General features: G+C 58.1%; 27 protein-coding genes and 1 tRNA gene. 21 read left to right on the top strand and 7 right to left on the bottom strand.

The features are described 5' to 3' along the window. Nucleotides 1-114 precede the first annotated feature (114 nt). Nucleotides 115-4386 carry a choice-of-anchor I family protein gene (locus ROS217_RS24900; RefSeq protein ID WP_009818666.1) on the bottom strand — a complete coding sequence of 1424 codons (4272 nt, stop codon included), beginning with the start codon at nucleotides 4384-4386 and terminating at the stop codon, nucleotides 115-117. 297 nt (nucleotides 4387-4683) lie between these two features. Beyond that, entirely contained in the window at nucleotides 4684-5316 is a 633-nt protein-coding gene (locus tag ROS217_RS15185) for a hypothetical protein (protein WP_009818667.1), read from the bottom strand. A gap of 653 nt (nucleotides 5317-5969) precedes the next feature. On the opposite strand from ROS217_RS15185, the gene ROS217_RS15190 reads away from it, so the two are divergent. The 10 genes from ROS217_RS15190 to ROS217_RS15235 all read left to right on the top strand — a co-directional run bounded on the left by ROS217_RS15190 (nucleotide 5970) and on the right by ROS217_RS15235 (nucleotide 12553). Next, nucleotides 5970-7247, top strand: a complete 1278-nt coding sequence (locus ROS217_RS15190) for a tyrosine-type recombinase/integrase (protein ID WP_040650631.1) — start codon at nucleotides 5970-5972, stop codon at nucleotides 7245-7247. Continuing rightward, complete coding sequence (locus tag ROS217_RS15195) at nucleotides 7247-7681, top strand: hypothetical protein (RefSeq protein WP_009818669.1); 435 nt, start codon at nucleotides 7247-7249, stop codon at nucleotides 7679-7681. Before ROS217_RS15190 ends, ROS217_RS15195 begins: the two co-directional genes overlap by 1 nt. Before the next feature lie 103 nt (nucleotides 7682-7784). After that, entirely contained in the window at nucleotides 7785-8012 is a 228-nt protein-coding gene (locus ROS217_RS15200; RefSeq protein WP_198134894.1) for a helix-turn-helix transcriptional regulator, read from the top strand. Nucleotides 8013-8109: 97 nt separating this feature from the next. Then, on the top strand, nucleotides 8110-9534 hold the full coding sequence (locus ROS217_RS15205) for a DUF3987 domain-containing protein (protein WP_009818671.1): 1425 nt from the start codon (nucleotides 8110-8112) through the stop codon (nucleotides 9532-9534). A 250-nt stretch (nucleotides 9535-9784) separates the two neighbouring features. Beyond that, nucleotides 9785-10441, top strand: a complete 657-nt coding sequence (locus ROS217_RS15210; RefSeq protein WP_040650635.1) for a hypothetical protein — start codon at nucleotides 9785-9787, stop codon at nucleotides 10439-10441. Continuing rightward, on the top strand, nucleotides 10438-10671 hold the full coding sequence (locus ROS217_RS15215; protein ID WP_009818673.1) for a hypothetical protein: 234 nt from the start codon (nucleotides 10438-10440) through the stop codon (nucleotides 10669-10671). The genes ROS217_RS15210 and ROS217_RS15215 overlap by 4 nt, the downstream gene beginning before the upstream one ends. A gap of 230 nt (nucleotides 10672-10901) precedes the next feature. Further along, nucleotides 10902-11051, top strand: a complete 150-nt coding sequence (locus ROS217_RS24395) for a hypothetical protein (RefSeq protein ID WP_009818674.1) — start codon at nucleotides 10902-10904, stop codon at nucleotides 11049-11051. After that, the gene (locus ROS217_RS15225) at nucleotides 11048-11401 is read left to right on the top strand and encodes a hypothetical protein (protein WP_009818675.1); all 354 of its coding nucleotides are present in this window, start codon (nucleotides 11048-11050) and stop codon (nucleotides 11399-11401) included. The genes ROS217_RS24395 and ROS217_RS15225 overlap by 4 nt, the downstream gene beginning before the upstream one ends. 4 nt (nucleotides 11402-11405) lie before the next feature. Next, the gene (locus tag ROS217_RS15230; protein ID WP_157046620.1) at nucleotides 11406-12116 is read left to right on the top strand and encodes a hypothetical protein; all 711 of its coding nucleotides are present in this window, start codon (nucleotides 11406-11408) and stop codon (nucleotides 12114-12116) included. Between the two features lie 2 nt (nucleotides 12117-12118). After that, nucleotides 12119-12553, top strand: coding sequence for a hypothetical protein (locus ROS217_RS15235; RefSeq protein WP_157046621.1), 435 nt, complete (start codon nucleotides 12119-12121; stop codon nucleotides 12551-12553). 60 nt (nucleotides 12554-12613) lie between these two features. Here the strand turns inward: ROS217_RS15235 and ROS217_RS15240 are convergent, their stop codons facing one another. From ROS217_RS15240 to ROS217_RS15255, 4 genes are all read right to left on the bottom strand, one after another. Next, entirely contained in the window at nucleotides 12614-12901 is a 288-nt protein-coding gene (locus tag ROS217_RS15240; RefSeq protein WP_009818678.1) for a hypothetical protein, read from the bottom strand. Next, entirely contained in the window at nucleotides 12898-13155 is a 258-nt protein-coding gene (locus tag ROS217_RS15245) for a DUF6953 family protein (protein ID WP_009818679.1), read from the bottom strand. The genes ROS217_RS15240 and ROS217_RS15245 overlap by 4 nt, the downstream gene beginning before the upstream one ends. Further along, nucleotides 13152-13343 carry a YodC family protein gene (locus tag ROS217_RS15250; protein WP_009818680.1) on the bottom strand — a complete coding sequence of 64 codons (192 nt, stop codon included), beginning with the start codon at nucleotides 13341-13343 and terminating at the stop codon, nucleotides 13152-13154. The genes ROS217_RS15245 and ROS217_RS15250 overlap by 4 nt, the downstream gene beginning before the upstream one ends. Nucleotides 13344-13532: 189 nt before the next feature. Then, nucleotides 13533-13622, bottom strand: a tRNA-Ser gene (locus ROS217_RS15255). Between the two features lie 190 nt (nucleotides 13623-13812). On the opposite strand from ROS217_RS15255, the gene ROS217_RS15260 reads away from it, so the two are divergent. The 8 genes from ROS217_RS15260 to ROS217_RS15295 all read left to right on the top strand — a co-directional run bounded on the left by ROS217_RS15260 (nucleotide 13813) and on the right by ROS217_RS15295 (nucleotide 20691). After that, nucleotides 13813-14601 carry a DUF2059 domain-containing protein gene (locus ROS217_RS15260; protein ID WP_254656437.1) on the top strand — a complete coding sequence of 263 codons (789 nt, stop codon included), beginning with the start codon at nucleotides 13813-13815 and terminating at the stop codon, nucleotides 14599-14601. Nucleotides 14602-14603: 2 nt separating this feature from the next. Next, nucleotides 14604-15410 (top strand): hypothetical protein, encoded by an 807-nt coding sequence (locus tag ROS217_RS15265; protein WP_009818682.1) that lies wholly within the window; start codon nucleotides 14604-14606, stop codon nucleotides 15408-15410. 200 nt (nucleotides 15411-15610) lie between these two features. Continuing rightward, entirely contained in the window at nucleotides 15611-16225 is a 615-nt protein-coding gene (locus ROS217_RS15270) for a 50S ribosomal protein L21 (RefSeq protein WP_009818683.1), read from the top strand. 11 nt (nucleotides 16226-16236) lie between these two features. Beyond that, nucleotides 16237-16506 carry a 50S ribosomal protein L27 gene (rpmA, locus tag ROS217_RS15275; protein WP_009818684.1) on the top strand — a complete coding sequence of 90 codons (270 nt, stop codon included), beginning with the start codon at nucleotides 16237-16239 and terminating at the stop codon, nucleotides 16504-16506. 186 nt (nucleotides 16507-16692) lie between these two features. Continuing rightward, nucleotides 16693-17232: a GNAT family N-acetyltransferase gene (locus tag ROS217_RS15280; protein ID WP_009818685.1), complete on the top strand. Its 540-nt coding sequence runs from the start codon at nucleotides 16693-16695 to the stop codon at nucleotides 17230-17232. Nucleotides 17233-17265: 33 nt separating this feature from the next. Further along, nucleotides 17266-18309: a GTPase ObgE gene (obgE, locus tag ROS217_RS15285; RefSeq protein WP_009818686.1), complete on the top strand. Its 1044-nt coding sequence runs from the start codon at nucleotides 17266-17268 to the stop codon at nucleotides 18307-18309. Then, nucleotides 18297-19403 carry a glutamate 5-kinase gene (proB, locus tag ROS217_RS15290; protein ID WP_040650638.1) on the top strand — a complete coding sequence of 369 codons (1107 nt, stop codon included), beginning with the start codon at nucleotides 18297-18299 and terminating at the stop codon, nucleotides 19401-19403. Before obgE ends, proB begins: the two co-directional genes overlap by 13 nt. 22 nt (nucleotides 19404-19425) lie before the next feature. Continuing rightward, nucleotides 19426-20691: a glutamate-5-semialdehyde dehydrogenase gene (locus ROS217_RS15295; RefSeq protein ID WP_009818688.1), complete on the top strand. Its 1266-nt coding sequence runs from the start codon at nucleotides 19426-19428 to the stop codon at nucleotides 20689-20691. On the opposite strand, the gene ROS217_RS15300 is transcribed toward ROS217_RS15295, so the two are convergent. Beyond that, a complete protein-coding gene (locus ROS217_RS15300) occupies nucleotides 20681-21280 on the bottom strand; it encodes a histidine phosphotransferase family protein (RefSeq protein ID WP_009818689.1) in 600 nt (199 codons plus the stop codon). The two genes, ROS217_RS15295 and ROS217_RS15300, sit on opposite strands and share 11 nt — an antisense overlap. A 25-nt stretch (nucleotides 21281-21305) precedes the next feature. Here ROS217_RS15300 and ROS217_RS15305 point away from each other — a divergent pair, with 25 nt between their 5' ends. The 3 genes from ROS217_RS15305 (at nucleotide 21306) to ROS217_RS15315 (ending at nucleotide 23193) form a co-directional block, all read left to right on the top strand. Then, nucleotides 21306-21488 carry a DUF3553 domain-containing protein gene (locus ROS217_RS15305; protein ID WP_040651557.1) on the top strand — a complete coding sequence of 61 codons (183 nt, stop codon included), beginning with the start codon at nucleotides 21306-21308 and terminating at the stop codon, nucleotides 21486-21488. A gap of 107 nt (nucleotides 21489-21595) precedes the next feature. Next, nucleotides 21596-22363 carry a GNAT family N-acetyltransferase gene (locus ROS217_RS15310; protein ID WP_009818691.1) on the top strand — a complete coding sequence of 256 codons (768 nt, stop codon included), beginning with the start codon at nucleotides 21596-21598 and terminating at the stop codon, nucleotides 22361-22363. A 47-nt stretch (nucleotides 22364-22410) separates the two neighbouring features. Beyond that, a complete protein-coding gene (locus tag ROS217_RS15315) occupies nucleotides 22411-23193 on the top strand; it encodes a lysophospholipid acyltransferase family protein (protein ID WP_045681061.1) in 783 nt (260 codons plus the stop codon). Nucleotides 23194-23234: the final 41 nt, after the last annotated feature.

Below are 23234 nucleotides of genomic sequence, written 5' to 3' on the forward strand. Positions count from 1 at the left end.
GACAAAACGCCCCCGGTTCAGCACCGGGGGCGTTTTTCTGTTGGTGTCTGTGTCATAAGAAGTACCGGCCCCGGTGTTGACCGGGGCCGGTGAAGGTTTTGTCTAAGTCGATATTTAGCCGAAGACGAAGTTGTCGACGGTAAGGTCTGCCGCCAGAACCGCCTCGAAGGTGATGGATTGGCCGTCCACTGTCACCACCGCACCAGCAACCGTATCGGCGATCTCGAGCGCGTCGAAATTGGCGACGCTGCGCAGGATCACGGTCTCGGCAGTGCTGTCGAAATCGGTGATGATGTCGGCCTCGCCGCTGATGAGCGTGTTGAAGACAAAGACATCCACACCCTCGCCGCCGGTCATCAGGTCATTGCCGTCACCGCCGTTGAGCGTGTCATTGCCCGCGCCGCCATCGAGCACGTCATCGCGACCGCCGCCAGCCAGGAAGTCATCGCCTGCGCCACCCAGAACAGTGTCGTCGCCGAAACCGCCGCCGAGGCTGTCGTTGCCCTCGCCGCCGTCGAGCAGGTCGGTGCCTGCGCCGCCGCCGAGGTTGTCGTCGCCGGTGCCGCCCTCGATCGTGTCAGCGCCCTGACCGCCGCCGAGGCGGTCGTTGTCGCCCTCGCCCTGCACCAGATCGTTGCCGAAGCCGCCGTTGGCCACGTCATTGCCGGCGCCGCCGTTGATCTGATCGTCGCCGAAACCGCCGCCGATGGTGTCATTGCCGAGGCCGCCGTTGACGGTATCGTCGCCCAAGCCGCCGCCGAGATTGTCATTTCCGGCGCCACCGCTGACCAGATCGTTGCCCAAACCTGCGCCAAGACCATCGTCGCCGTCGCCGCCGATCAAGATGTCGTCGCCATCGCTGCGTGCGGACGAGCTGTTGTCCACGCCGAGGTTGTCGAGGTTGTAGATCACCGTATTGCCGTCGCCCTCATGGGCGATGGCGATCTGGGCAAAGCCCGTTGCACTCTGCTCTGCGGGGATGAAGGCGATGGTTTCGGGGCTGATGTTACCGTTGACTTCGCTGTCGATGTAGCTGTCGAACACCGGGTTGGCAGGGTCCGAGATGTCGAACACCATGATACCGCTGTCGCGTTCGAGCCCGATGAAGACATAGGGCTTGCCTTCGACCACGCCGACGGCGATGGCCTCGGGCTCAACGCCTTTGTCGTCAGAGCGACCATCGAATTCACCCTCGTCCTGATTGAAAAGCTCGGGGCGGATTTCGGCGATGAGCTGCGAAAAGAGCGATCCGCTGTCATAGACGATCTCGCCCGCCGCATTGTAGATGGTGAAGGAGCGCGAGCCATAATGGAAAAGCTGGTCGTAGTCGCCGTCGCCATCGGTATCGCCCAGATCGCTGCGGACATTGAGACGGCCAAGGTTCTCATTCAGTTGCAGGATATCGGCATTGGGGAAGGCCGTGGGATCGAGCGTGAGGCTGCCGATCCGGGCCTCGGTCGCATCGCGTGCGTCGCCTTCGTTGGCGGTGAAGATATAGGTCTCACCGCCGATTTCGATCGAGGTGATCGAGTCGGGCTGGCGCATGCCGAAGAGATTGTCGTAGTTTTGCAGGTTGATCGCATTGTCGCGGTTGGAGGCGTCGATCTCATTACCGGCAAGCGAACGGTCCACGAGGCCGAAGCTGCGGATGTCCGTCACCGTGTTGGTCGCGAGGTCGATGACCGCATAGGCATTGGCCTCTTGCAGGCTGACCCATGCGGTGACGCCATCGGGCAGGACGGTGATATATTCCGGCTCCAGATCCTGAGAGGCGGCATTGCCCGGCTGGATCAGAACGCCCGCCTCGCGCAGCGCGTCCTCTTGACCGTCGAAGGCGGAGAAGTCGAGCGTGACGGCGGTGGCATTGGCCGCGCCGCCGCTCAGGTCGATGATCGAAACGGTTCCGAGCGGATCGGTTGCGTCCAGCGGTTCGCCTTCGTTGGCCACGAGGATGCGCGTGCCATCGGGGGTGAAGGTCACCATGTCCGGCAGGTTGCCCACCTCAACGGTGTTGAGCAGATTGCCCTCAAGATCGAAGAGCGCCACAACGCCATTGGCCTCGGCCGGTGTGACCGAGAGGGCGGCGGCGACAAGGCCGTTCTTGGCTGCGACGGATTGCACGCTGGCAAAGCCCTGAACTTGACCGAGATCGAATTCGCCGAGTTTCGCGCCCGTGGCCGCATCGAACACGTCGATCCGGTTTTGCGCGCCGTTGGTGACATAGGCGCGGCCTGCGTCGACCGAAACCACCTCGGAGCCGCCGGTGAAAAGCTCGGTCTCGCCGCTGAGCAGTTCGGCCGCGATGGACACCTCAAGCGTTGAGGTGTTTTCGTCCAGCAGAATGCGGTCATTCCCGCCGTTGCGCGCCAGTTGCACGATGCGCAGGTCGTTGGTCACATCGGTTTCGGCGTTGGCAAACGCATTGTCTTCGTCGGGGAAGTTCTCGGACATGAAATCGCCCAAGGCCTGCTGTTCACCAAGGCGGTCGGCCTCGGTGTCGGAGGTGATGGTCCCGTCAGGTGTCAGGAATTGCACGTCCGAAATCAGTTCCTGGAAGGGATAGCCATCGCCATTGCTCTGCATGAGGAAGTCGAGCGTGACCATGCGGATGGTTTCGGGAGCCTCAGCGGTAAAGGCGCCATCGCGGAAAATCACGATGTCATCGCCGGTTTCGGGGTCGATCAGAGCAACAGTCTTGACCCGGTCGCCCGCGACGGCCACTTGCGGCCGGTCGGTGGCCGGATCGACCACGTAATCGCCGTTCTCGTCGGTGACGAGTTCCTGGGCGGTGCCTGTCTCGTCAAAGCTGACACGGAAGCCGCCGATCTGGAAGAACCGACCGGGGGTGTTGCCTGCCTCGGTGTCCGTATCGGCCACGCCATGCTCGAGCAGCATGAGAAAGCCCTCTTTGGTCACAGTGGCGACGGCCAAGCCGTTGTTGAACCGCAACGAGTTTTGCAGGTCGAGCTGCGAGAGCACGCCGTCGCCTGCATCAGTGCCGGTGTTGGTGGCTGAGCCGATTTCGGCGCGGATGCCGCCGCCGTTCTTGAAAGAGACGTTGACGGTGTTATCGGCATCGCGGGCCGCCGCGAGATTGGCATCGGCGGTCAGGTTGCCAAGGTTGCTCTCCTCGGTACGCACGGTTTCGCGGCGTCCGTCGAGGAACACGTCATGGTTGCCAAAGGCGATGGCGTCGGCCTCGTCCACAATGACCTGCACCGCGTCGGTCAGGTCCTGCACGATGCTGGCCTTGGCCGAGGTGGTGAGCGCCTCATCGAGGCTGGCCGCCCCGGTCACGTCGAGCACGCCTTGAGTATCCGTGGCGAAGGTGCCGGATACGGTGTCGTCGATGGAGGAAGCAATCAGGTTGCCGGCATCGTCGAATTCCACCACGAGGCGGCCCAGATAGCTGTATTCGCCATCGGTCGAGACGATGGCCACGGCGTTGCCACTCGCGTCTTCGGTCAGGAAGGGATAGCCTTCGGCGGCTTCATCGCCGTCGCGCAGGCGGTCATTGGCATCGGCCTGCAACGTGTTGGAGCCGCCCGCGATGATGATGTCGACCCCGTCGAGCAGGCCCGCCAATTCCTTTTCCAGCGAAATCTGCTGGAGATGCGAGGTGAGGATGATCTTGTTGGCCCCCGCTGCGATCAGCGCGTCGATCTGCGGCTGGATGACTGCGGCAAGGGCGGCCATGTTGTTGGTCCCGCCGGTGATCTCATTGGTGCTGCCGGTCGAGGAAATGGTCTCGATGATCTGGGTGGTGGCTCCCACGACGCCGATCAACTCGCCGCCCTCTTCGATCAGGGTGGCCGGGGCGATGGCCGGGCCGATGTTGCGCGCGGCCAGATCGGCCAGCGATTCCGCAAAGATATCCGAGGTCAGTATTTCATCGGTAAAGAGGCGACCAAGGCTGTTGTCGCCGGAAAAGTCGATGTTGGACGAGAGGTAGGGGAAGAGGGCACCGACCCAGTCGATCGTGCCATCGCCGCCAGCGGCATTGATGATGCCCGCGAAAGCATTGGTGCCGGGATCGAATTCGTGATTGCCAACCGCCGAGGCGTCAAAGCCCAGAATGTTCATGATGGTGATGTCGACGCGGCCCGGACCTTCGGTGATGTCGAGCGTCACGCCGGTCAGGTCCTGCCCGAGGACTTCGGTGTAGAACCGCTCATAAGCGGCGGTCAGTGTGGCCCCCATCGAGAAATCTGCTGCGGTCGAAAAGAACGGGCCGGGGATGTAATTGTCTCCGGCGGAGAGCAGGATCGTGTTCTCGAACGTATCTTCGAACGTGTCGACGATCGCGGCAAAGTTCGGCGCGTTGTCCAGCGCGGCAACGCCGCCCTCGAGATCGTTGGCATGCAGAAGTTGAAGCGTATAGGCCATAGGAGGGTCCACCCGGGTTTAGGAATATTGCCCGGAACCGATAGAGGCCGTTTGTGACATGGGTTTGTGGGATTTGTAACGGGGGTGTAACGTGGAGGGTGTTGGCGGTGTGTGGAGGGATTGTAGTTCGGAGATGGCTTTGAGGAGCGCTTATCTAGCGCACATGCGACGCGGTTCTGTTCGGGGAAAAGATCGAGCGCGCGGGGCGCTGATCGCGGGCGGTGGCTTGCTTTTTGTGCTTTGGGTAGAATGCCGGTTGGGTATCAACTTTTCCCACCAAATCATAGCGTCCCCAAGTTAAATCGAGATGCGGCGCCGTGCGAAGAACCCTAAAGCCCCAAGTGCGCCTAACACCATAGGGAATGCGGCTGGCAGAGGGATAGGAGCTGGCGGTATCACGCTCATCGAGTCAATTACAACACCGTTATAACAAAGGCCTTCGAACGAGCAGCCCTCTTCAAAATCACCTTGGAATCTCGGATTAAGCAAGACCATTTCGAGCATATCGATGTTGCTGAAAATAGATCCGAATGCGAACGAAGCGCCGGGATACGTCGGCAATTCCAGCGCGAGCGATGCAACCAAGCTCCCTTCTCGATATCCGTTAATGCCAAAGTTCAAACCGCTGAAAAGTTCAGTAAACCCTTGTTCGTAATAGTGGGCACCTTCTATAGACAAGACGCTGAATGTGCCGCACGTCTCGTGGACAAGGCCTGAAAAAATCTCTCCGCCGTCAGGGCTGATTTCCAAATCATCACGGGCGTAATTGTTGTTTGAGTAGTGGAACCCTGATTCAGCGTAGAGTAGGCTTCCGCCCAATGCATAGGTATTACAAGAAGGTGCGGCAGCATCCTGACCCGAGAAACTGAGCGTCGATGCCGGAGCTTGAGTGGCGACCAAAAGAGCAAAACAGCCAACCAGAAAACGCATGTTAACCTCCAAAGAATCAAAGACGGCGATTTTATGGCATCATACAGGTGTTTGGCTGTCCCGCCGCATGAAATCCCCGGCACGCGCCCCAGTCGCCGCAGTGACTTGCCGAGTTCCAATTCTGGCAGGTGACCGACAGAACGAACTGTTTAAGCTAGCCGCGACCTAGGCATCCTGACAACATCCCGCAGGAGCAGACGCATTACACTGGTGTCAGCAAACTGGCGCTAATATTTGCCGCCTAGGTCTAGGCGCTGAAAGAGCATCGACCGGGCGGCAAACAAACGGCGGTGGTGCAACACATGAATGTGTCAGACGGCGAGCCAGCTATAGTGGGCAAGGTTCAGGCGACGTGGGTAAAGAGTTTTTCTCGCAGTCAACTTGAAGCAAGAAACCCAATGGCCACAAATCACCCGCAATCGGTTTGCTTGTGTTGGGTGTAGGGCAATACTGGAGTGAGAATAGTATTCCCCATTAATACAAAGGCAATTGGCGGAGAGACAGGCCGCCATTGTATGTTCCGCATAGGTCGGCAAGGTTCTGCATTAGTTAAGCTATATCAACAGTTTGTTCTGGCTATCTGTCTGTATTAGGCTTTACGCGCCTGCCTTGTTCTGCCAATAATTGGCAATAGAACGGGTATAGGTGACGACATGGCAAGAGGCATTCATAGGCTTTCGGCGGCGAAGGTTCGGACGGAAACGAAGCCGGGCTTCTACAGCGACGGCGGCGGGCTTTACCTGCAAGTCAGTCAGTTCGGCGGAACGAAATCTTGGGTGTTCAAGTTCACCGTTAACGGTAAGCGGCGGGGCATGGGGCTAGGCCCAATCCATACCTACAGCTTAGCCGAAGCCCGCGAAAAGTCTGGCGAACTGCGGAAGGTTGTTGCCGAAGGCCGCGACCCTATCGCCGAGCGCGACGAACTGCGCCTGAAAAACACCGTTGAAGACAAGCAACAGCTTACGTTCGCGCAAGCCGTCGAAAAGTGCTTGGCGAAGAAGGAAGGTGAATTTCGGAACGACAAGCACCGCAAGCAATGGCGTTCGACGCTGGATACCTACGCCGCGCCAATTATCGGCGAAATGAACGTTGCCCACATTACCATGCAAGACGTTCTTCGCGTTCTTGAACCTATTTGGACAACGAAAACCGAAACGGCGTCGCGCCTTCGCGGTCGCATTGAAAACGTTATGTCTTGGGCAACAGTCGCAGGCTATCGGACGGGCGACAACCCGGCGCGTTGGGCTGGCAACTTAAAGGAACTGTTGCCGAAGCCGTCGAAGGTAGCGACAAAAGACAATCACCCCGCCTTGGCTTTGGCCGATCTTCCGGCATGGTTCGCAGCCCTTCGCAAACGCGACGGCATTTCGGCGCGGGCGGTCGAATTTCTAACCCTTTGCGCGGCCCGGTCGGGCGAAGTTCGCGGGGCGGTATGGTCGGAAATTGACCTTGAAGCGCAGCTTTGGATTATCCCGAAAGAACGCATGAAGGCGCAGCGCGAACACCGGGTTCCTTTGACCGCCGAAGCCATTGCGCTGTTGAAGGCTTTGCCGCGTGTTGCCGGGTCCGATTATGTGTTTCCTGCGGCGCGGGGCGGTGCCCTGTCCGATATGAGCCTATCGGCGGTCATGCGCCGTATGCAGGAAGCCGCAGCGACCAAGGGCGGGAAGGGGTGGCTTGACCCGCGTTCGGGCCGTCCTGCGGTGCCTCACGGTTTGCGTTCGACCTTCCGCGACTGGACGGCGGAACGCGGCGTTGACCGGGATATGGCCGAAATCAGTCTTGCGCATAATGTGGGCAGTGAAGTCGAACGCGCTTACCGTCGAAGTGACATGCTTGAACGTCGTCGCGCAATGTTGGCCGATTGGGCTGCGGCTTGTCGCGGCGATATGGCAAGCGGCGTCGTCGTGCCAATGCGGGGCGCAGTTTAATGGACAATCGTAAAGTTGACGCGCTTCTATCGCGACCCGGTATCGACCCCGAAGCCCGAATTGAATTGCTGGCAATTGCAGCGACTTACCTTCGCAACGGCGAAGCAATGCCCGAAAACCTTCGCAACCACTTGGCGCAGGCGTTCGAAGCTACGGCGCAAGCCGACCTTTCAGAACGTGCAAAAACCATTGGCGAATGTTTGGGAATTGTTGGCGAAGCGAAGCGCCCGCGCAAGCTTGGTCCAATCGACGTAATAAAGGCGTCGGCTAACGACGAAGACCGTTTGGCCGGGCGGCTTATGGAAGAACACGGGATTAGCGAACGAACAGCACGAAAGCGCATTGCCGAAGTCAGAGCCGCAAACGAAATGATGCAAGAAATTATGTCCAACAACGGGCTTGCCAACTTAGTCCGAAAAAGAACCGCAGAATAATATTGCCCAAACGGCCATGCAGAAAGCCCATTAGTTTCTGCATGGCGGGTGCCCGTAGGTCTAACGAATACAGAAACCTACAGGTGCCCACATGCAAATCCTTATGAAAACCCCCGACGTTTGCGCCGCCACTGGCATGAAGCGCCCGACGCTATACGAACATATGGCGAAGGGCACCTTCATTCGGCCCGTCAAGCTTGCGCCCAAACTTGCCGTTTGGCCCAAAGACGAAGTTGCGCAAATTAATGCGGCTAGGGTTCGCGGTGCGACCGACGATCAAATTCGCGCATTGGTCATTGAACTGACCGAAGCCCGCAAGAATTGCGTCTAGGGCGGTCATACCGTCCGCCAAACTTCATTGAAATTATTCACTAAATACAATCGAAGCGCATTCTAATGACTTCGTATTAACAAACAGGCCCAAAATCATGGCGAAATTGATAACCCCGTTTGACGAAACCGAAGGCAAGACGCTTGCACCGCCAAAACCCGAAGAATGGCACCCAATTCACGACATACCAAAGAACAGCGTAGTCTATGAAATCCAGCAATTTCTATATGCGCAATCACATCGCCAAAACCTAACCATTGCGTCGGTCGCGGCAATTGCCCTTTGGGCTGGTATTGTAGGCAGGAACGTTAACGTATCTGGCGAAGGTTTAAACCAATACGTCTTGCTTGTCGCAGGAACCGGGCGCGGGAAAGAAACAATCTCAAAAGGGATTGGCAAGATTATTGAAGCCATAGCGCAAACCGTTCCAGAGGCACGGAATTTAGTGTCAGGTCGGTTCGCTTCGTCACAAGCGATTTTGCAACATTTGCAGAACTTCCCCGCGACGCTTTCGATACAGGCCGAAGGCGAATACCTTTTCCGCCGTATCACAAGCCCGAAGGCTTCGCAGAACGAACAGGACGTTTTGCAGACACTTCTAGACCTGTATCATAAATCGGGCTTTCAAGCGTCGATGCCCGGCTATCGCAAAGCGAGGGTCGAAGAAAGCGTTGGGTCAATCGCGTCGCCATGTTTCACGTTGGTAACTGAAAGCACGTTCGGGGCCGTTGACGCGCTTCTTGCCTATGACAGTGTAAAGAAAGGCTTCACGCCGCGATTTCTCATCGTAATGACTAAAGCGGATAGGCCATACGACAACCCGTCGGCAAGCGAAGTGCGACTTGACCCGTATTTGGTCGAAAAGCTTGCGGGTTGGTATTGCGCGACAAAGGCTAATTCAAACCCGTTGCGCGGGGTAAACGTAACATTTTCCCCCGAAGCCGAAGACCTTCACAATTGTTTTGACCGCGAAACGACTGACCTGATGAATATGGGCGGTGATCGCCCCGAAGGTATCATTTGGAACCGAAGCCATTTGAAAGCCTTGAAACTTGCCGCGTCGATTGCGGCGGGGATTAACCCCTACTGCCCACATATTGAAGCCGACGTAATGCGTTGGGCAATCAAAGTAGAACGGCACAATGTCGAACAGCTTCTTGCCGAAATGGAAAGCGGCGAAGTTGGCGAAAGCACCGAAGACGTTAGGCTTGGTCGCGTCACAAAAGCCTTCGCTGATTATGTCCTGACCGAACATCACCTTTTGTCAAAAGGATACCGCGTAAGCAGCGACCTACATGAACGACGCATCGTCGCTTTCACCTACCTGCATAACAAGCTTGGGAACACCGCGCCGTTTCGAAAGAACGGTTACAAAGAGCCACGCGATTTAATTCGCGATAGCCTCAAAGTCTTGGTGGAAAAAGGCGACCTAATCGAAATCAACAAAGTGCAAATGTTCAAGGAAACAGGGCACAGCGTTGAAGGTTGGATGATCGGCAACCCCCGCAGCTTCGGCCTGTAAGTAGCGCAAGGCGGGTGTAAGTTGGCTAAGTCACTGAAATCACAAGAATAAGGCGTGTAAGTAGGTAAGTAGGTCAAAGCACATATCAGCGCAAAAACTTGGAAATCTTACTACCTACTTACTCTACTTACTACTTACATACTCTATTTATACAAACAAAAACAAAGACTTAACTTGTAAGGCGGTTCAATGGAAAACACCTTACGCCCCTTATTCGCCCCATGTGGGCAAACAAACGAAAGGAACCCAGATGAAATATCGTAATGTGTATGACGACCTAGCCGAAGACCTTATCGAAATGGTAGGCGAAACCTTTGACGTTTACTTGTGTAATCGGCTGTTGTCGCGAAGCCGTGAAATGCCAACCGCCGCAAAACACGACGCCCTGCTAAACGACGTTTGCGAAACTATTGTTCGCGACAACTTCGGGAAGCTGATCGCCTTCCGCTCTCAAAAACATGGCGCTTGCCATATGCAGGCCCGTGAAGTCGAAAAAGTCGCCGAAGCGTTGAAGCCGCTTTGCGTTCGGTTTTGGCCGACTTTGAACGTCATGCTTGAAATGGAACGTGACTGCTTTTTTCAGCCCCGCGATTATGTCGTCGTCATGGGCCGCGCTTATCTTGAAGAAGCGGCAAGCGTGACCTTCACGCGATACTTGAACGATATGCAGCGTTTGAAAGAAATCAGGTCAGAAACTTACGAACGCAACATCCCCCGCATTGCCCAAGTTTATGCATTGAACCGCGTTGCAAACATTATGCCTCAATACTTTCACACTGGCACGGATGGACGGTTGAAACCCGGCGAAACAATCGAAGCGAAAAAATGGGCCGAAGTTCTGTCTTGGCGGGAATTGACAGGCATTCACACAATGGCCGACCTTCTTGACCATGCGGGGCTGACATGAACGACCGTATCGCAAATGCCTTCCGTAACCCTGCTGCGCTCACAGACGACGACGTTGCCGCGCTTGTCGCCGCTATGGGTAAGGATGCTGCGCAGGCAAACAAGCGCCGCAGACGGCTGGAAAATGCAGGGGGTCAATGCAGGCACGACACCGAACGCGACGCGGCCCGCAACTTGGCGTATCGGCAACGCCGGGCGGAACTGCGCAAGCTGAAATTGGCAGCGGAATAGACTGTGAAAACTTTCTTTTGTCCGCATTTGTCTGTCGTTGTCTGCCCCAAATTTGCCCCCTTGCCAGCTTGAAACAAGCCGCCCTAAGTGGCCCTTAACCCCGCCTTAAACGTTCAAATTTGCATGGTAATTCGATGGAAACCCCAAGCCCCGCATGGCCGAAGTCGCCGACACCCACCCCCCCGCAAAAGCGGATCAAACTTACGTCAGTCTTGGATTGCAGGGGCGAAATGACAAAGCTTTATCGCGAAGCCCGCAACGGCAAGCTGAAAATCGAAGATGCATCCCGCCTAACCCATATCCTTATGTTGATCGGCAAGACCTTCGAAGCAACAGACCTTGAAGAACGGTTAGCGCAGCTTGAAGGCTTGGCCCAATGACCGCCGCTTTGAAAGCACGCGTTTTGAAGCTTGAAGCAAAACACAAGGCCGCAGCGGGGAAACCGAAGGGCACGATTGGGGGCGCATACGGTCGGTTGATCGTTGACCCCGACAAGCCCGGTTATTTGAAGTTTTCCGAACCGCCGGGCGGCTTCGCCGAATATGCCCGCAGTCAACAGAACGCCTTGCAAGCCGAACTTCGCACAATCTTGGGCGACGACGCACCGCAAGCAAAAGCCCCGACCAATGTGGGCATTGTGAACGACGCCGCGCCGCTAAAGCCGGGACAGAAACAGCCGAACTTTGTGCATTTGCGCGACGGCACCGAAATCAAAATACAAAGGAACTAACCAAATGGCCCTAGTGAATACCACTCACGCACTACAAACGATGCAATTCCTTTCAACCGATTCAGGCCGCAAAGCCATGATGGGCGATTGGACGAAATACGACACTACGCCGGGCACGAAACTTGCAAAGCTGCATCATGCCGTTGACGACGCCGTAAAGCGTGTAAGCGCCCTTGAATGGGATAAGACGCGAACCCCGCCGCAGCAACATTCCGCAGGGCGCAAGATTGCCGAAGCAACGGTTGCGGAAATCAACAAGACACGGGCCGAACTTAAAAGTTGGGTTGAGAGAGAAAACGCCGCAGCTATGGACGAAATTAACACCGCGCTTGCCCCCGACATTGGCACGGCTGCGCAAGTAATGCGTAGTGAAATCCGCGCCTTCGTTCTGTCGAAGAAGGGCGAACCTGAATTTGCCGCAGAACTTCGCAGTCTTGTCGAAACCGACCTACGGTTTGCAACGGCCTTGTTCGAAGCCCCCGCCGCGCTGTCGGGTATGTCGCAAGAACGCTTGCAAACCCTTCGCTTACAAGCCGCCGTCGCCCATGCGCCCGAAGCTGCGGAACGGGTTCGTCTTGCATCCGAAGTCGGCGAACTAGACCGCAAACTTGCCAGCGTTGCCGCCGAAGTGCCCCGCAGCTTTTACGACGGTAACATTGAAAAAGGCATGGCGACTTACGTTGACGTAAACGCGCCACTGGCAACGGGGGAATGACCATGCCCACACTAGCCGAAACGCAATTGAAAGAACTGTCGGCATGGATTGTCGCAAGTTCGCAGGATGAAAAATCCCCATTGGGGAACGACTTCATTCGGCACGACGACTACGCGCAGCTTGTGACCGTCGCCCTTGACGATCCTGCGCCCGACCTGTCTGCGGCTATCGCCTTGGGCTGTCTGCCCTTGCTAACCACGCACGAAGCGCCCGCAGCGACCTTTGCAGCGATTGAGGGGCAAGCCAACCTAGACGAACGGGCCGCGCATGTTGTTTGGCTGTCAGGGGCCGCGATACACGACCCGCTGCGGGGCTTCCCGGCCTGTCATGTGGTTCGCGTCACCGAAGGCCAGTCATTACGCCAAGCGGCTGTCGCTGCGGGCATTGATCCCGACGCCGACCGCTTAATTGTGGGCATCCCGGAAAACTGTTTCTGAAATCCCAAGGGCCAAATTGGGAACTACTGCCCCGGTTGCTGCGAAGCGCCGGGGCTTTTTTTATGCGAATGCCAATGAAACTAGCCGGATACCAACAGGCACAATTTGCAGCGCAGTGCCGCCCGCGATAAACAGCAAGCCGCGCCGTGCCCCGCGTGACGACGCAAGCAAGTTTTGCACCATTGGAAGGCCCAAATTTTCTTCCCGTGTTTCGCCGGAAAACCTAGCAAGCCCAATGTTAATTGCGTCGTCTTCCTTCAAGATAACAGCGCGGGCAGTTATCCAAGCACCAATCAGAGTGATAACTAAACCTAAACCCGTAAGAATGTCGGAAGTAACGTCGTTCATTGCTGGCGTCCCGGTTGGTCGGTTTCAAGCCGAATACGCCAGAACTTCCCCGAACGTTCGTAAACGGCTTCGGGCGTAAGCTTGTTGAAAATCTTCAAGACGCCCTTGCCGATGCACAGGTTCGAAGACTTGTCGAAATATGCCAACGTTTCGTCGCTAAGCTGGAACAAATGACTTGCCGCGCCTTCCTGATATAGAAAGCCCGCCGTTTCGTATTCGGCCAGCATCCAATGGGCCGCTTCGTCTTCCGTCATGCTTTTTTCGGGGCGACATAAGGTTGAAGCGTTTGTTCGTCGAAATGCGCTCGCTCTTTCGACGCACCTTTGAACCACTCGCAATAATAAGCATAGCTTCCGGGATTGCCAGTCTCCTTCGAAACGGTCATCGCAGGACCGCCTGATTTTAGTTGAACAATGTCGCCGGGTTTGAAGTTTGCTGCCATAATATCATTCCATTCTATGAAGTTGTTTCGTCGCGATATTGAGCAAACTTCGCCGAAGCTTCAAGCGGAAGGTTCACGAATGCGTGACGGAAAGGATGTGGGCACCTTAAAACCATCGCGCAAAAACTGTCACTAGATCGGCAATAGAAATCCCCGATGGGGAAATTAATCAACGATTTCAATGATTTATGGCGGAGAGACAGGGATTCGAACCCTGGGAGGACTTGCATCCTCAACGGTTTTCGAGACCGCCCCGTTCGACCACTCCGGCACCTCTCCGCGGGGGTCTGGTGGAGGAAGCGTTTATTTGCCTTTGGCGGGGGGAGCAAGGGGGATTTGCATTGTTTCGCTGGATAATTTGCCTAGGTTGGAGACACGGCGGATCGGATGGTTTCTGAAAGGACGGCTTGTGATGATGGGGAGGCCCTTGCGGTCATATGCGCGTGGTATCGCGGTAGGGTGTCTGGCCATGATGGCTGTGACGCTGGCCGCGGGGTCGCTGCGCGCGGCGGAGCGGGAGCGGCTCGAGGCGTTTCTGGAGGTGACGGGCTTTGGCGTGGCGCTGGACAGTATCGCGCTCTCGGCCTCTGGGGCACCGGCGATGCTGGGGCTGTCGGCCAGTGACTTCGGGCAGAGCTGGACGGATATTGCGGACGAGGTGTTTGACACGGCCCGGATGCGCGAGATGGGGCTTGGTATTCTCGAGCAGGCGATGGACGACGAGATGTTGGGTCATGCTGCTGAATTCTATGCCTCGGATCTGGGACAGCGTCTGGTCGCGGTCGAGAATGCCTCGCACCTGCAAGAGGACGATGATGCCAAACGGGCCGAGGGCGAGGCGCTCTTGGCGCAGATGGAGCCCGACCGCGTCGAGGTTCTGAGCGAGATGAATGCCGCTGTGGATAGTGCCGGCACCGGCGTGCGCGCCGTGCAGGAGATTCAGGTGCGGTTCCTCCTCGCGGCCTCTTATGCCGGAGTGCTGGAGAGCGAGATTGACGAGGGAATGTTGCGGGCGGTTTTGGCCGAGGGCGAGGAGGAGTTGCGCGAGAGCTTGCGTGCCTCGGCTCTGGCCAATGCGGCCTATACCTATCAGGATCTGACAACGACGGATCTGCGCGCCTATGTGGAGGCGTTGCAGCAGCCGACAATGGCGCGGGTCTATGAGCTGATGAATGCTGTGCAATACGAGATCATGGCGAACCGGTTCGAGGTTCTGGCGGCGCGGATGTGGGGCCTGACACCAGCGCAGGAGTTGTAGCGGTGCGGGCGTTTCTGGTCGCCTGTGCTGCGTTGATCCTGCTCGCTTTGCCTCTGCGGGCGGGCGAGGTGGATCGCCTGATGGGCGCGTTGCATTTTGAAGAGACCGTTGAGATCATGCGCGCCGAGGGGCTGCGCTATGGCGGTGATGTGGGAGAGGAGATGCTGAGCCCGGTCGAGCGCGCGCGGTGGGACCGGGTGGTGGCCGGGGTTTATGACGCCGAGCAGATGCTGAAACAGGTTCAGACCAATTTCGCCAAGGCGATGGAGGGGGCTGATACCGGGTCCTTGCTCGCGTTCTTCGAGGGGCAGGGGGCTGAGATCGTCAGCTTGGAAATCGCCGGGCGTCGGGCCCTGCTCGACGATGGCACCGAGGCCGCCGCTGAGGTGCGCTATGCCGAACTGGCCGCTGCGGGCGCCCCGATCGTCGAAAAGGTCACGACGCTGATCACGGACAGTGATCTGATCGAGCGCAATGTCGCGGGGGCGCTCAACGCCAATCTGGTGTTCTATCGCGGCTTGGCTGACGGGGGCGGTCTGGACCTGACCGAGGACGAGATGCTGGCCGAAATCTGGGCGCAGGAATCCGAGATGCGGGAGGAAACGCGCGACTGGATGCAGGCCTATCTGACCATGGCCTATCAACCGCTGTCGCACGAGGTGATGGACGCCTATATCGCCCTCTACCAGAGCCCCGAGGGCAAGCATCTCAATCGTGCGCTTTTCGCCGCTTTTGATGCGATGTATGAAGAGCTGTCGTATCAGTTGGGGCTGGCCACCGCCTTGCAGATGGATGGCGAGGATTTATAGGCTGGTTTGAACGGTTTTGCCGGGGCGGCCCTTGACTCTGGGGCTGGAGTTTGGCAATAGCGCGCAACCCGGCGGGATGATCTTGCCGGGTTTGTCTTTGATATACACCCCTGAGGGGTGCGCCGTTCGAGGTGGCCTGAGGGCCAACAACGCCCGGATTGTCCGGGGACCACAGAGCGCGGAGAGAAAAGGAAGAGCCCATGTTTGCGGTCCTCAAGACCGGTGGCAAGCAATACAAGGTGTCGTCAGGCGACATGCTTCGTGTTGAGAAACTTGCAGCGGATGCCGGTGAGAAAGTTCAATTCAACGAGATTCTGATGCTGGGCGGCGACGCACCGGTCATCGGTGCGCCCTTCGTGGCCGGTGCTGCGGTACAGGCCGAGGTCGTCGATCAGGTCAAGGGTGACAAGGTCATCAACTTTGTCAAACGTCGCCGTAAGCATGGCTCGCAGCGCACCAAGGGCCACCGCCAGCAGTTGACGCTGTTGCGGGTGACAGAGATCCTCGAGAGCGGTGCGGATGCCACAGGCATCAAAGCGGCGATTGGGACCGGATCGGCTCCGGCTGTGGCCGTGGCCAAGCCCGCCAAGAAATCCAGCGCGAAACCCGCTGCCAGTGGCGATGATCTCAAGCGTTTGTCGGGCGTTGGTCCCGCTCTTGAGAAGAAGCTGCTTGAAGCCGGTGTGACCACCTTTGCCCAAGTCGCGGCATGGACGGATGCCGATGTAGCTGCTATGGACGAGAAACTGTCGTTCAAAGGCCGCATCGAGCGTGAAGGCTGGATCGAACAGGCCAAAGAATTGGCCAAAGGCTAAGGAGAGACCAAATGGCACATAAAAAAGCAGGCGGTTCATCCCGTAACGGGCGCGACTCTGATGGTCGCCGTCTTGGCGTCAAGAAATACGGCGGCGAAGCCGTGATTTCCGGCAATATCCTCGTGCGTCAGCGTGGCAACAAGTTCTGGCCGGGTCTGAACGTGGGCGAAGGCAAGGATCACACCCTTTTCGCCGTCGCCGAAGGCGCTGTGAAGTTTCACAAAGGCCTCAAGGGCCGCACCTTTATTTCGGTTCTGCCAGTGGCGGAGGCCGCTGAATAAGCCGTCCTTAGGGTTTTGATACAATAAGGGGATCGGCGACACCGCCGGTCCCTTTTCGATTTTGGGACCAAGAGATGATGTTTCCCCGGCGGGGAGCTGCACAATCGCGCGAGTGAGCCGTTGTGCTTTGGCAGAGGAAGCCCATCTCCTTGCTATGACTTGGGCGCTGATCGGAGGAGTAAGCGCATGAAAGACGAGACAATCCTGAACCAACCGGTGATCGCGGCGGAGCGGTTCGATCTGCGCCCGCTGCGTGGTTCGGATGCCGGGCTGATTGGCCTGAATGCCGGGGATGAGCGCGTGGCGCGCTTTACCCGCAGCATTCCCCATCCTCTGCCGCCGGGTGCGACAGAGGCGATGATTGAGCGTGCGCGTGCCGAGGACCGATCCGAGGATATCTGGGCGATTGACGGCACCAAAGCCGGTGGCTCTGAGGTCATGGGTCTGATCAGCCTCGAACGGGTGGACGACGGTCAATCCGAGATCGCCTATTGGGTGGCCCCGGCCTATTGGAACACCGGCGTCGCCTCGGCGGCAGTCGAGGTGCTGCTGGCGGCCAATCCGCACCATGCGCGCACGATCTTTGCCTCGGTGTTTCAGGACAATGCGGCCTCGGCCCGGGTCTTGACGAATTGCGGGTTTCAGTATCTTGGAGATGCCGAGGCGTTCAGCGTCGCGCGTGGCTCCAAGGTGCTGACCTGGACCTATAGCAAAAAGATGATCTGAGGTCCGACAGGGCCTTTGCGGTAAGGACGGCATATGAAATTTCTCGATCTCGCAAAGGTCTATATCCGCTCCGGCGGCGGCGGTAGTGGCTGTGTCAGCTTTCGCCGGGAGAAGTTCATCGAATACGGTGGGCCCGACGGCGGCGACGGTGGCAATGGTGGGTCGGTTTGGGCGGAAACCGTCGATGGGCTGAACACGTTGATTGATTTCCGGTATCAGCAGCATTTCTTTGCCCATAGCGGCACGCCCGGCATGGGCCGTCAGCGCACGGGAGCCAGTGGCGATGACATCGTATTGCGCGTGCCGGTGGGCACCGAGATCCTCGACGAGGATATGGAAACGGTGATCGCCGACATGACCCAACTGGGACAGCGTGTGCTCTTGGCGCAGGGCGGCAATGGCGGCTGGGGCAACCTGCACTTCAAGACATCGACCAATCAGGCGCCGCGTCGTGCCAATCCGGGGCAAGAGGGCGTCGAACGCACAATCTGGCTGCGGTTGAAGCTGATTGCCGATGTGGGCCTCCTGGGTCTGCCCAATGCCGGGAAATCGACATTCCTTGCGGCCACGTCCAATGCGCGTCCCAAGATTGCCGATTATCCTTTTACCACCCTGCATCCCAATCTGGGAGTCGTGGGCGTGGACAATGTCGAGTTTGTGGTGGCCGATATTCCGGGCCTGATCGAGGGAGCATCCGAAGGCCGCGGCCTTGGCGACCTCTTTCTAGGCCATGTCGAGCGCTGTGCGGTGCTGCTGCATCTGGTGGATGGCAGTTCCGGTGATATTGTTGGCGATTATCAGACCATCATCACCGAGCTGGAAGCCTATGGTGGCGGGCTTGCCGACAAACCGCGCGTGACCGTGCTCAACAAGGTCGACACGCTGGATGAGGAAGAGCGCGAATTCCTGCGCGAAGAACTGGAAGCGGCCTGTGGCACGCCTGTCATGCTCATGTCGGGCGTATCGGGCGAAGGGGTGACAGAAGTGCTGCGCGCGCTGAGGGCGCGAATCGACGCCGACCGTCTGCGCCACAAGGTGGTGGACGAGGACGAAGAAGATGCACCGTGGCAACCGTAACTGACGCGAAACGGTTGGTGATCAAGATCGGCTCGGCGCTTTTGGTGGACCGGGTGACGGGGGCCTTGCGGGCCGAATGGCTGACGGCTCTGATCGAGGACGTGGTGAGGCTGCGCCAACGCGGCACGGATGTGATCCTTGTCTCGTCCGGGTCCATCGCGCTAGGACGGCGGGTGCTGAACCTGCCGCAGAGCGTTCTGACGCTGGAGCAATCGCAGGCTGCCGCCGCCGTGGGGCAAATCAGGCTGGCGGGGGCCTATGATGCGGCACTGGCCGCGCATGGGCTGACGGCGGCGCAGGTTCTGGTGACGCTGGAGGACAGCACCGACCGGCGGCGTTACCTGAATTCCCGCGCCACGCTGGAACAGCTTTTGCGGCTGGGGGCGGTGCCCATCGTCAATGAGAATGACACTGTGGCCACCGATGAAATCCGCTATGGCGACAATGACCGGCTGGCGGCGCAGGTGGCGGTCACGGCGGGGGCGGATCAATTGATCCTGCTCAGTGACGTGGATGGGTTCTATTCCGCCAATCCGGCACAGGATCCCTCAGCGCGTCGGTTCGACGTGGTGGCGGCAATCACGCCCGAGATCGAGGCGATGGCGGGCGATGCTGTGTCGGGCCTGAGCAAGGGCGGGATGAAGACCAAGTTGATGGCGGCCAAAACCGCCACGGCGGGCGGCTGTGTGATGGCAATCACGCAAGGGGATGTGCTGCATCCGATCCAGGCGCTGAAAGATGGCGCGGCGGCAACGTGGTTCTTGGCCCAAGGCGATCCGCAGCAAAAGCGCAAGGCCTGGATTGCGGCGATGAAGCCCAAGGGCCGGGTCATCGTTGATGCCGGTGCGGCGCGTGCCTTGTCGGCGGGCAGCAGCCTGCTTGCCGCCGGGGTGACAGAGGTCGCGGGCCGGTTTGGCCGGGGTGATCCGGTCGAAGTGGCTGATGAGGCCGGGCGCGTTCTGGGGCAGGGCCTCACGCGGTACGACGCTGCGGATGCGGAGCGGATCAAACGGTTGCGTTCCGATCAGATCGAGGCGGTGCTGGGCTATCCGGCGCGCGGACCTTTGATGCATCGTGACGATATGGCATTCTGAGGCGGATTTCGGAGGGCGGGATATGAAAGACCAGACAGAGATTGTCGCGCTAATGGCCGAGATCGGCGCGCGCGCCCGAGCGGCCTCGGCTGAGCTGGCGATTGCCGATTCTGCGACAAAGCGCGCGGCACTGGAGGCAGCAGCCGATGCGGTCTGGACCGGGCGGGCCGAGATCATGGAGGCCAATGCCCGTGATCTGGCCTATGGTCGCGACAAGGGTCTGTCAGAGGCAATGATGGACCGTCTGGCGCTCGATGAGGCGCGAATTCAGGGAATCGTGGACGGGTTGCGCGCCGTGGCGGCGCAGGATGATCCGGTGGGAGAGGTTCTGGCGGAATGGGACAGGCCGAGCGGCCTGCATATCCGACGGGTGCGCACGCCTTTGGGAGTGGTGGGCGTGATCTATGAGAGCCGCCCGAATGTGACGGCTGATGCCGGCGCGCTTTGCGTGAAATCCGGCAATGCGGTGATCCTGCGTGGCGGATCAGAAAGTTTTCATTCCTCGGGCGCAATCCATGCCTGTCTGGTGGCGGGGTTACGGGCGGCGGGCCTGCCGGAGGATGCGATTCAACTGGTGCCGACGCGGGACCGGGCGGCGGTTGAGGCGATGCTGACCATGACCGACACGATTGACGTGATCATTCCGCGTGGCGGCAAGGGGCTTGTGGGCCTCGTGCAGCGCGAGGCGCGGGTCCCGGTTTTTGCCCATCTTGAGGGAATTGTTCATATTTATCTGGATGTTGAGGCGGACCCGGCCAAGGCGCTCCGGGTCGTGGTCAACGCCAAGACCCGGCGCACGGGGATTTGCGGGGCGGCGGAATGCCTGCTGATCCATCGCGATATTGTCGAGACCATCGGTCAGGGCGTGATCCGCGCGCTCTTGGAGTCTGGGGTTGAGGTGCGCGCCGATGCGGCTTTGCTGGGGATTGCAGGCACCGTTCCGGCCACAGATGAAGATTGGGGGCGCGAGTATCTCGACAGCATCATCGCCGTGAAAGTCGTTGAAAACATTGACGAAGCCATTGCGCATATCCGGCATTTCGGGTCCAATCACACCGATTGCATCGTGACCGAGGATGATGCGGCCGCTGCGCGGTTCTTTGCCCGGCTCGACAGCGCGATTCTGATGCGTAATGCGTCGACCCAGTTCGCGGATGGCGGCGAATTCGGCATGGGGGCGGAAATTGGCATTGCCACGGGGAAGATGCATGCGCGCGGTCCGGTTGGGGCGGCCCAACTGACGAGTTTCAAGTATCTGGTTGAAGGCGATGGCGCAATCAGAGGCTGACGCGGAATTCAGTGTCTGACAGCGTCGTATCAATGTGCGAGCTTTGGTTTTCAAGGCATTGAAACAAGAGTAAAAAGTGTACCTGTGATGCACTAATGTCCGGCCATTTTTCGGAACCCGACAGGGCTGCCCAGAGTGTGAGATCGGGAGTGAGGCGCCCAGATGTCGCTGTGATGTGCCAGCGGTCATTCAGTCGAGACACATGCAACAGCCCGCCATAGGGCATCGCCTGTTCAACGCAAAGAATGGTTAATAGAAGTGCCTGCGCCATCGGATGTGGGATGTCATCCGAGAGGCGCAGATCAAGCGTGATGCGTCCTTCGACATGCACCGCCGTGAGAATATCACACAGATCCTTTGCATGGATGCTCTGACCTTTGTCCGCCTGTCCAAAGGCCAGCCGAAAGAAGCGGATGCGTGCCGTGGCATTCGTGGCGCTTGAGGTGATCAGCGTCAACTCAGGGCTCTGGGGCACCCCAGAAAGATGCAGCAATTCCAGTCCGTTGGAAATCGCTCCCAAGGGGCTGACAAGATCGTGGCAGATACGCGAGGCTATCAATGCGGCCAAGGGTTGGCTATGCTGCGGCATGGGACTCTCCGGGGCGGGATGCGGCATGACGGATATGAATTCAATACTGGAGCCGGGAATGCTGGTGCTGCATCCGCAGAGGCCGGATTGGGGAACGGGGCAGGTGCAATCGAATATCGGGGGCCGGATCACCGTTAACTTTCGTGAGGAAGGCAAGGTGGTGATTGATGGCAACCGCGTGGAACTGATACCCCTCCTTGATCCCTGATCCGGGTTAGCAAAAGGTTAACAGCCGCAAGAGGCTGCGACCAGTCGGATCGTTGCACTCGGAGGCGGTCTTGCATAAAACGCGTTCAGAGCACAGAGACGAGGCCGATGACCGCAAGCCCCCCAATATTTCGTGTGAAACTGGCCGAGTCACCTGAAGAGCTGCGGGCTGCGCAGCGGTTGCGCTATGAGGTTTTTGTCACGGAACTGGGGGGCGACGGGCCTTTGGTCGATCATGTGGCACGGCTGGAATGTGACCGGTTTGATCCGTTCTTTGATCACCTGCTGTTGCTCGATGATTCTAAAAATGGTTATGTGGCAGGGGTTTACCGGCTGCTTCGCGATGATCAGGCGGCGCGGGCCGGGCAGTTTTATTCAGAGGATGAGTATGACCTGACCGCCCTCAAGACCAGCGGGCGGCGGTTGATGGAGTTGGGGCGCTCTTGCCTTGCGAAATCCTATCGTGGCGGGCCGGGAATGTATCACCTCTGGAATGGTTTAGGCCGCTATGTCACGGATCATAAAATAGAAATCCTGTTTGGCGTGGCGAGTTTCCATGGCACCGACATCGCGGAACTGGCGCAGCCGCTGAGCCTCTTGCATGCGCGACATCTGGTGCCGGAAGCGTTGCGTGTGCGCGCACGAGCCGAGCACTTTCAGAGAATGGATTTGATTTCAGAGGATAATCTTGATCGTCGTATGGCGATGCGGCAGGTGCCTGCGCTGATCAAAGCCTATCTGCGGCTGGGCGGGTTTGTGGGCGACGGTGCCTTTGTCGACCATCAATTCAACACAACCGATGTGTGTTTAATTCTTGATACGGACCGGATGACGGAAACACATAAATCCATTTACCAGCAGGACCTTATAAGTTGAAATTAAGGTGGCAATCAGAGGTGCCGCCGCCGGCGTTCACGCTGTCGATGGCAGGGGTGGTTCGCGCCGGGTGGCGTGGCGCTTTGATTTTTCTCGTTATATTTGGGGGGGTTATCGTATCGGTTGGGCTGCGATTGATCGAGCGCCCGTTCTATGGGCTGCACAGACCGTGGAGTCCCTATGTGACGCAGTGGGTCTCTGCGACGGTGTTTCGGGTGTTGGGGATGCGGCATGAGGTGGTGGGAGCGCCCATGCGCGCCGCTGGAGCTGTGGTCGCTAACCATTCGTCATGGCTAGATATTTTCGCACTCAACGCCCGCAAGCGTGTGTATTTTGTGTCAAAATCCGAGGTGGCAAAATGGCCTGGGATTGGTGGATTGGCCAAGTTGGTTGGTACGGTTTTCATCACGCGCGACCCGAAAGAGGCGAAGGCGCAGACCGAAATCTTTGAGGCGCGGTTGCTGGCGGGGCATAAGCTCTTGTTCTTTCCCGAAGGAAGTTCGACCGATGGAATGCGCGTTTTACCTTTTAAATCAACGCTTTTTCAGGCGTTCTTTAGCAAGAAACTACAGCGTGAAATCCACATTCAACCGGTGAGTGTCATCTATGAAGCCCCAAATGGGGGGGATCCGCGATTCTATGGGTGGTGGGGGGATATGGAGTTTGGCGAGCATCTGCTGCGGGTTCTGGCGGTCCGGCGCAATGGCAAGGTGAGAGTCGTCTATCATCCCTTTGTAAAGGTAGATGAATTTGAGAGTCGTAAAGCATTGGCCGCTTGGGCGGAGGATCAGGTCAGGGCGGGCATGCCCGAGGATCGCCGGGGCCGGTGAGTGTGTACAGGGCGTACAATTTGGACGCCTGTTATGTACAC

Origin of the sequence: Roseovarius sp. 217, assembly GCF_000152845.1 — a bacterium.
Lineage (GTDB): Bacteria > Pseudomonadota > Alphaproteobacteria > Rhodobacterales > Rhodobacteraceae > Roseovarius.

What these genes read in the sequence shown, in the direction of transcription:
- ROS217_RS15315 (WP_045681061.1), top strand. Translation starts at nt 22,411, where the DNA reads ATGGCAGGGGTGGTTCGCGCCGGGTGGCGTGGCGCTTTGATTTTTCTC.
- ROS217_RS24900 (WP_009818666.1), bottom strand. Translation starts at nt 4,386, where the DNA reads ATGGCCTATACGCTTCAACTTCTGCATGCCAACGATCTCGAGGGCGGC.
- ROS217_RS15195 (WP_009818669.1), top strand. Translation starts at nt 7,247, where the DNA reads ATGGACAATCGTAAAGTTGACGCGCTTCTATCGCGACCCGGTATCGAC.
- ROS217_RS15200 (WP_198134894.1), top strand. Translation starts at nt 7,785, where the DNA reads ATGAAAACCCCCGACGTTTGCGCCGCCACTGGCATGAAGCGCCCGACG.
- ROS217_RS15295 (WP_009818688.1), top strand. Translation starts at nt 19,426, where the DNA reads ATGAAAGACCAGACAGAGATTGTCGCGCTAATGGCCGAGATCGGCGCG.
- ROS217_RS15230 (WP_157046620.1), top strand. Translation starts at nt 11,406, where the DNA reads ATGGCCCTAGTGAATACCACTCACGCACTACAAACGATGCAATTCCTT.
- ROS217_RS24395 (WP_009818674.1), top strand. Translation starts at nt 10,902, where the DNA reads ATGACAAAGCTTTATCGCGAAGCCCGCAACGGCAAGCTGAAAATCGAA.
- rpmA (WP_009818684.1), top strand. Translation starts at nt 16,237, where the DNA reads ATGGCACATAAAAAAGCAGGCGGTTCATCCCGTAACGGGCGCGACTCT.
- ROS217_RS15300 (WP_009818689.1), bottom strand. Translation starts at nt 21,280, where the DNA reads ATGCCGCAGCATAGCCAACCCTTGGCCGCATTGATAGCCTCGCGTATC.
- obgE (WP_009818686.1), top strand. Translation starts at nt 17,266, where the DNA reads ATGAAATTTCTCGATCTCGCAAAGGTCTATATCCGCTCCGGCGGCGGC.
- ROS217_RS15185 (WP_009818667.1), bottom strand. Translation starts at nt 5,316, where the DNA reads ATGCGTTTTCTGGTTGGCTGTTTTGCTCTTTTGGTCGCCACTCAAGCT.
- ROS217_RS15240 (WP_009818678.1), bottom strand. Translation starts at nt 12,901, where the DNA reads ATGAACGACGTTACTTCCGACATTCTTACGGGTTTAGGTTTAGTTATC.
- ROS217_RS15225 (WP_009818675.1), top strand. Translation starts at nt 11,048, where the DNA reads ATGACCGCCGCTTTGAAAGCACGCGTTTTGAAGCTTGAAGCAAAACAC.
- ROS217_RS15280 (WP_009818685.1), top strand. Translation starts at nt 16,693, where the DNA reads ATGAAAGACGAGACAATCCTGAACCAACCGGTGATCGCGGCGGAGCGG.
- ROS217_RS15305 (WP_040651557.1), top strand. Translation starts at nt 21,306, where the DNA reads ATGACGGATATGAATTCAATACTGGAGCCGGGAATGCTGGTGCTGCAT.
- ROS217_RS15190 (WP_040650631.1), top strand. Translation starts at nt 5,970, where the DNA reads ATGGCAAGAGGCATTCATAGGCTTTCGGCGGCGAAGGTTCGGACGGAA.
- ROS217_RS15210 (WP_040650635.1), top strand. Translation starts at nt 9,785, where the DNA reads ATGAAATATCGTAATGTGTATGACGACCTAGCCGAAGACCTTATCGAA.
- ROS217_RS15270 (WP_009818683.1), top strand. Translation starts at nt 15,611, where the DNA reads ATGTTTGCGGTCCTCAAGACCGGTGGCAAGCAATACAAGGTGTCGTCA.
- ROS217_RS15310 (WP_009818691.1), top strand. Translation starts at nt 21,596, where the DNA reads ATGACCGCAAGCCCCCCAATATTTCGTGTGAAACTGGCCGAGTCACCT.
- ROS217_RS15235 (WP_157046621.1), top strand. Translation starts at nt 12,119, where the DNA reads ATGCCCACACTAGCCGAAACGCAATTGAAAGAACTGTCGGCATGGATT.
- ROS217_RS15260 (WP_254656437.1), top strand. Translation starts at nt 13,813, where the DNA reads ATGATGGCTGTGACGCTGGCCGCGGGGTCGCTGCGCGCGGCGGAGCGG.
- ROS217_RS15245 (WP_009818679.1), bottom strand. Translation starts at nt 13,155, where the DNA reads ATGACGGAAGACGAAGCGGCCCATTGGATGCTGGCCGAATACGAAACG.
- ROS217_RS15250 (WP_009818680.1), bottom strand. Translation starts at nt 13,343, where the DNA reads ATGGCAGCAAACTTCAAACCCGGCGACATTGTTCAACTAAAATCAGGC.
- ROS217_RS15205 (WP_009818671.1), top strand. Translation starts at nt 8,110, where the DNA reads ATGGCGAAATTGATAACCCCGTTTGACGAAACCGAAGGCAAGACGCTT.
- ROS217_RS15215 (WP_009818673.1), top strand. Translation starts at nt 10,438, where the DNA reads ATGAACGACCGTATCGCAAATGCCTTCCGTAACCCTGCTGCGCTCACA.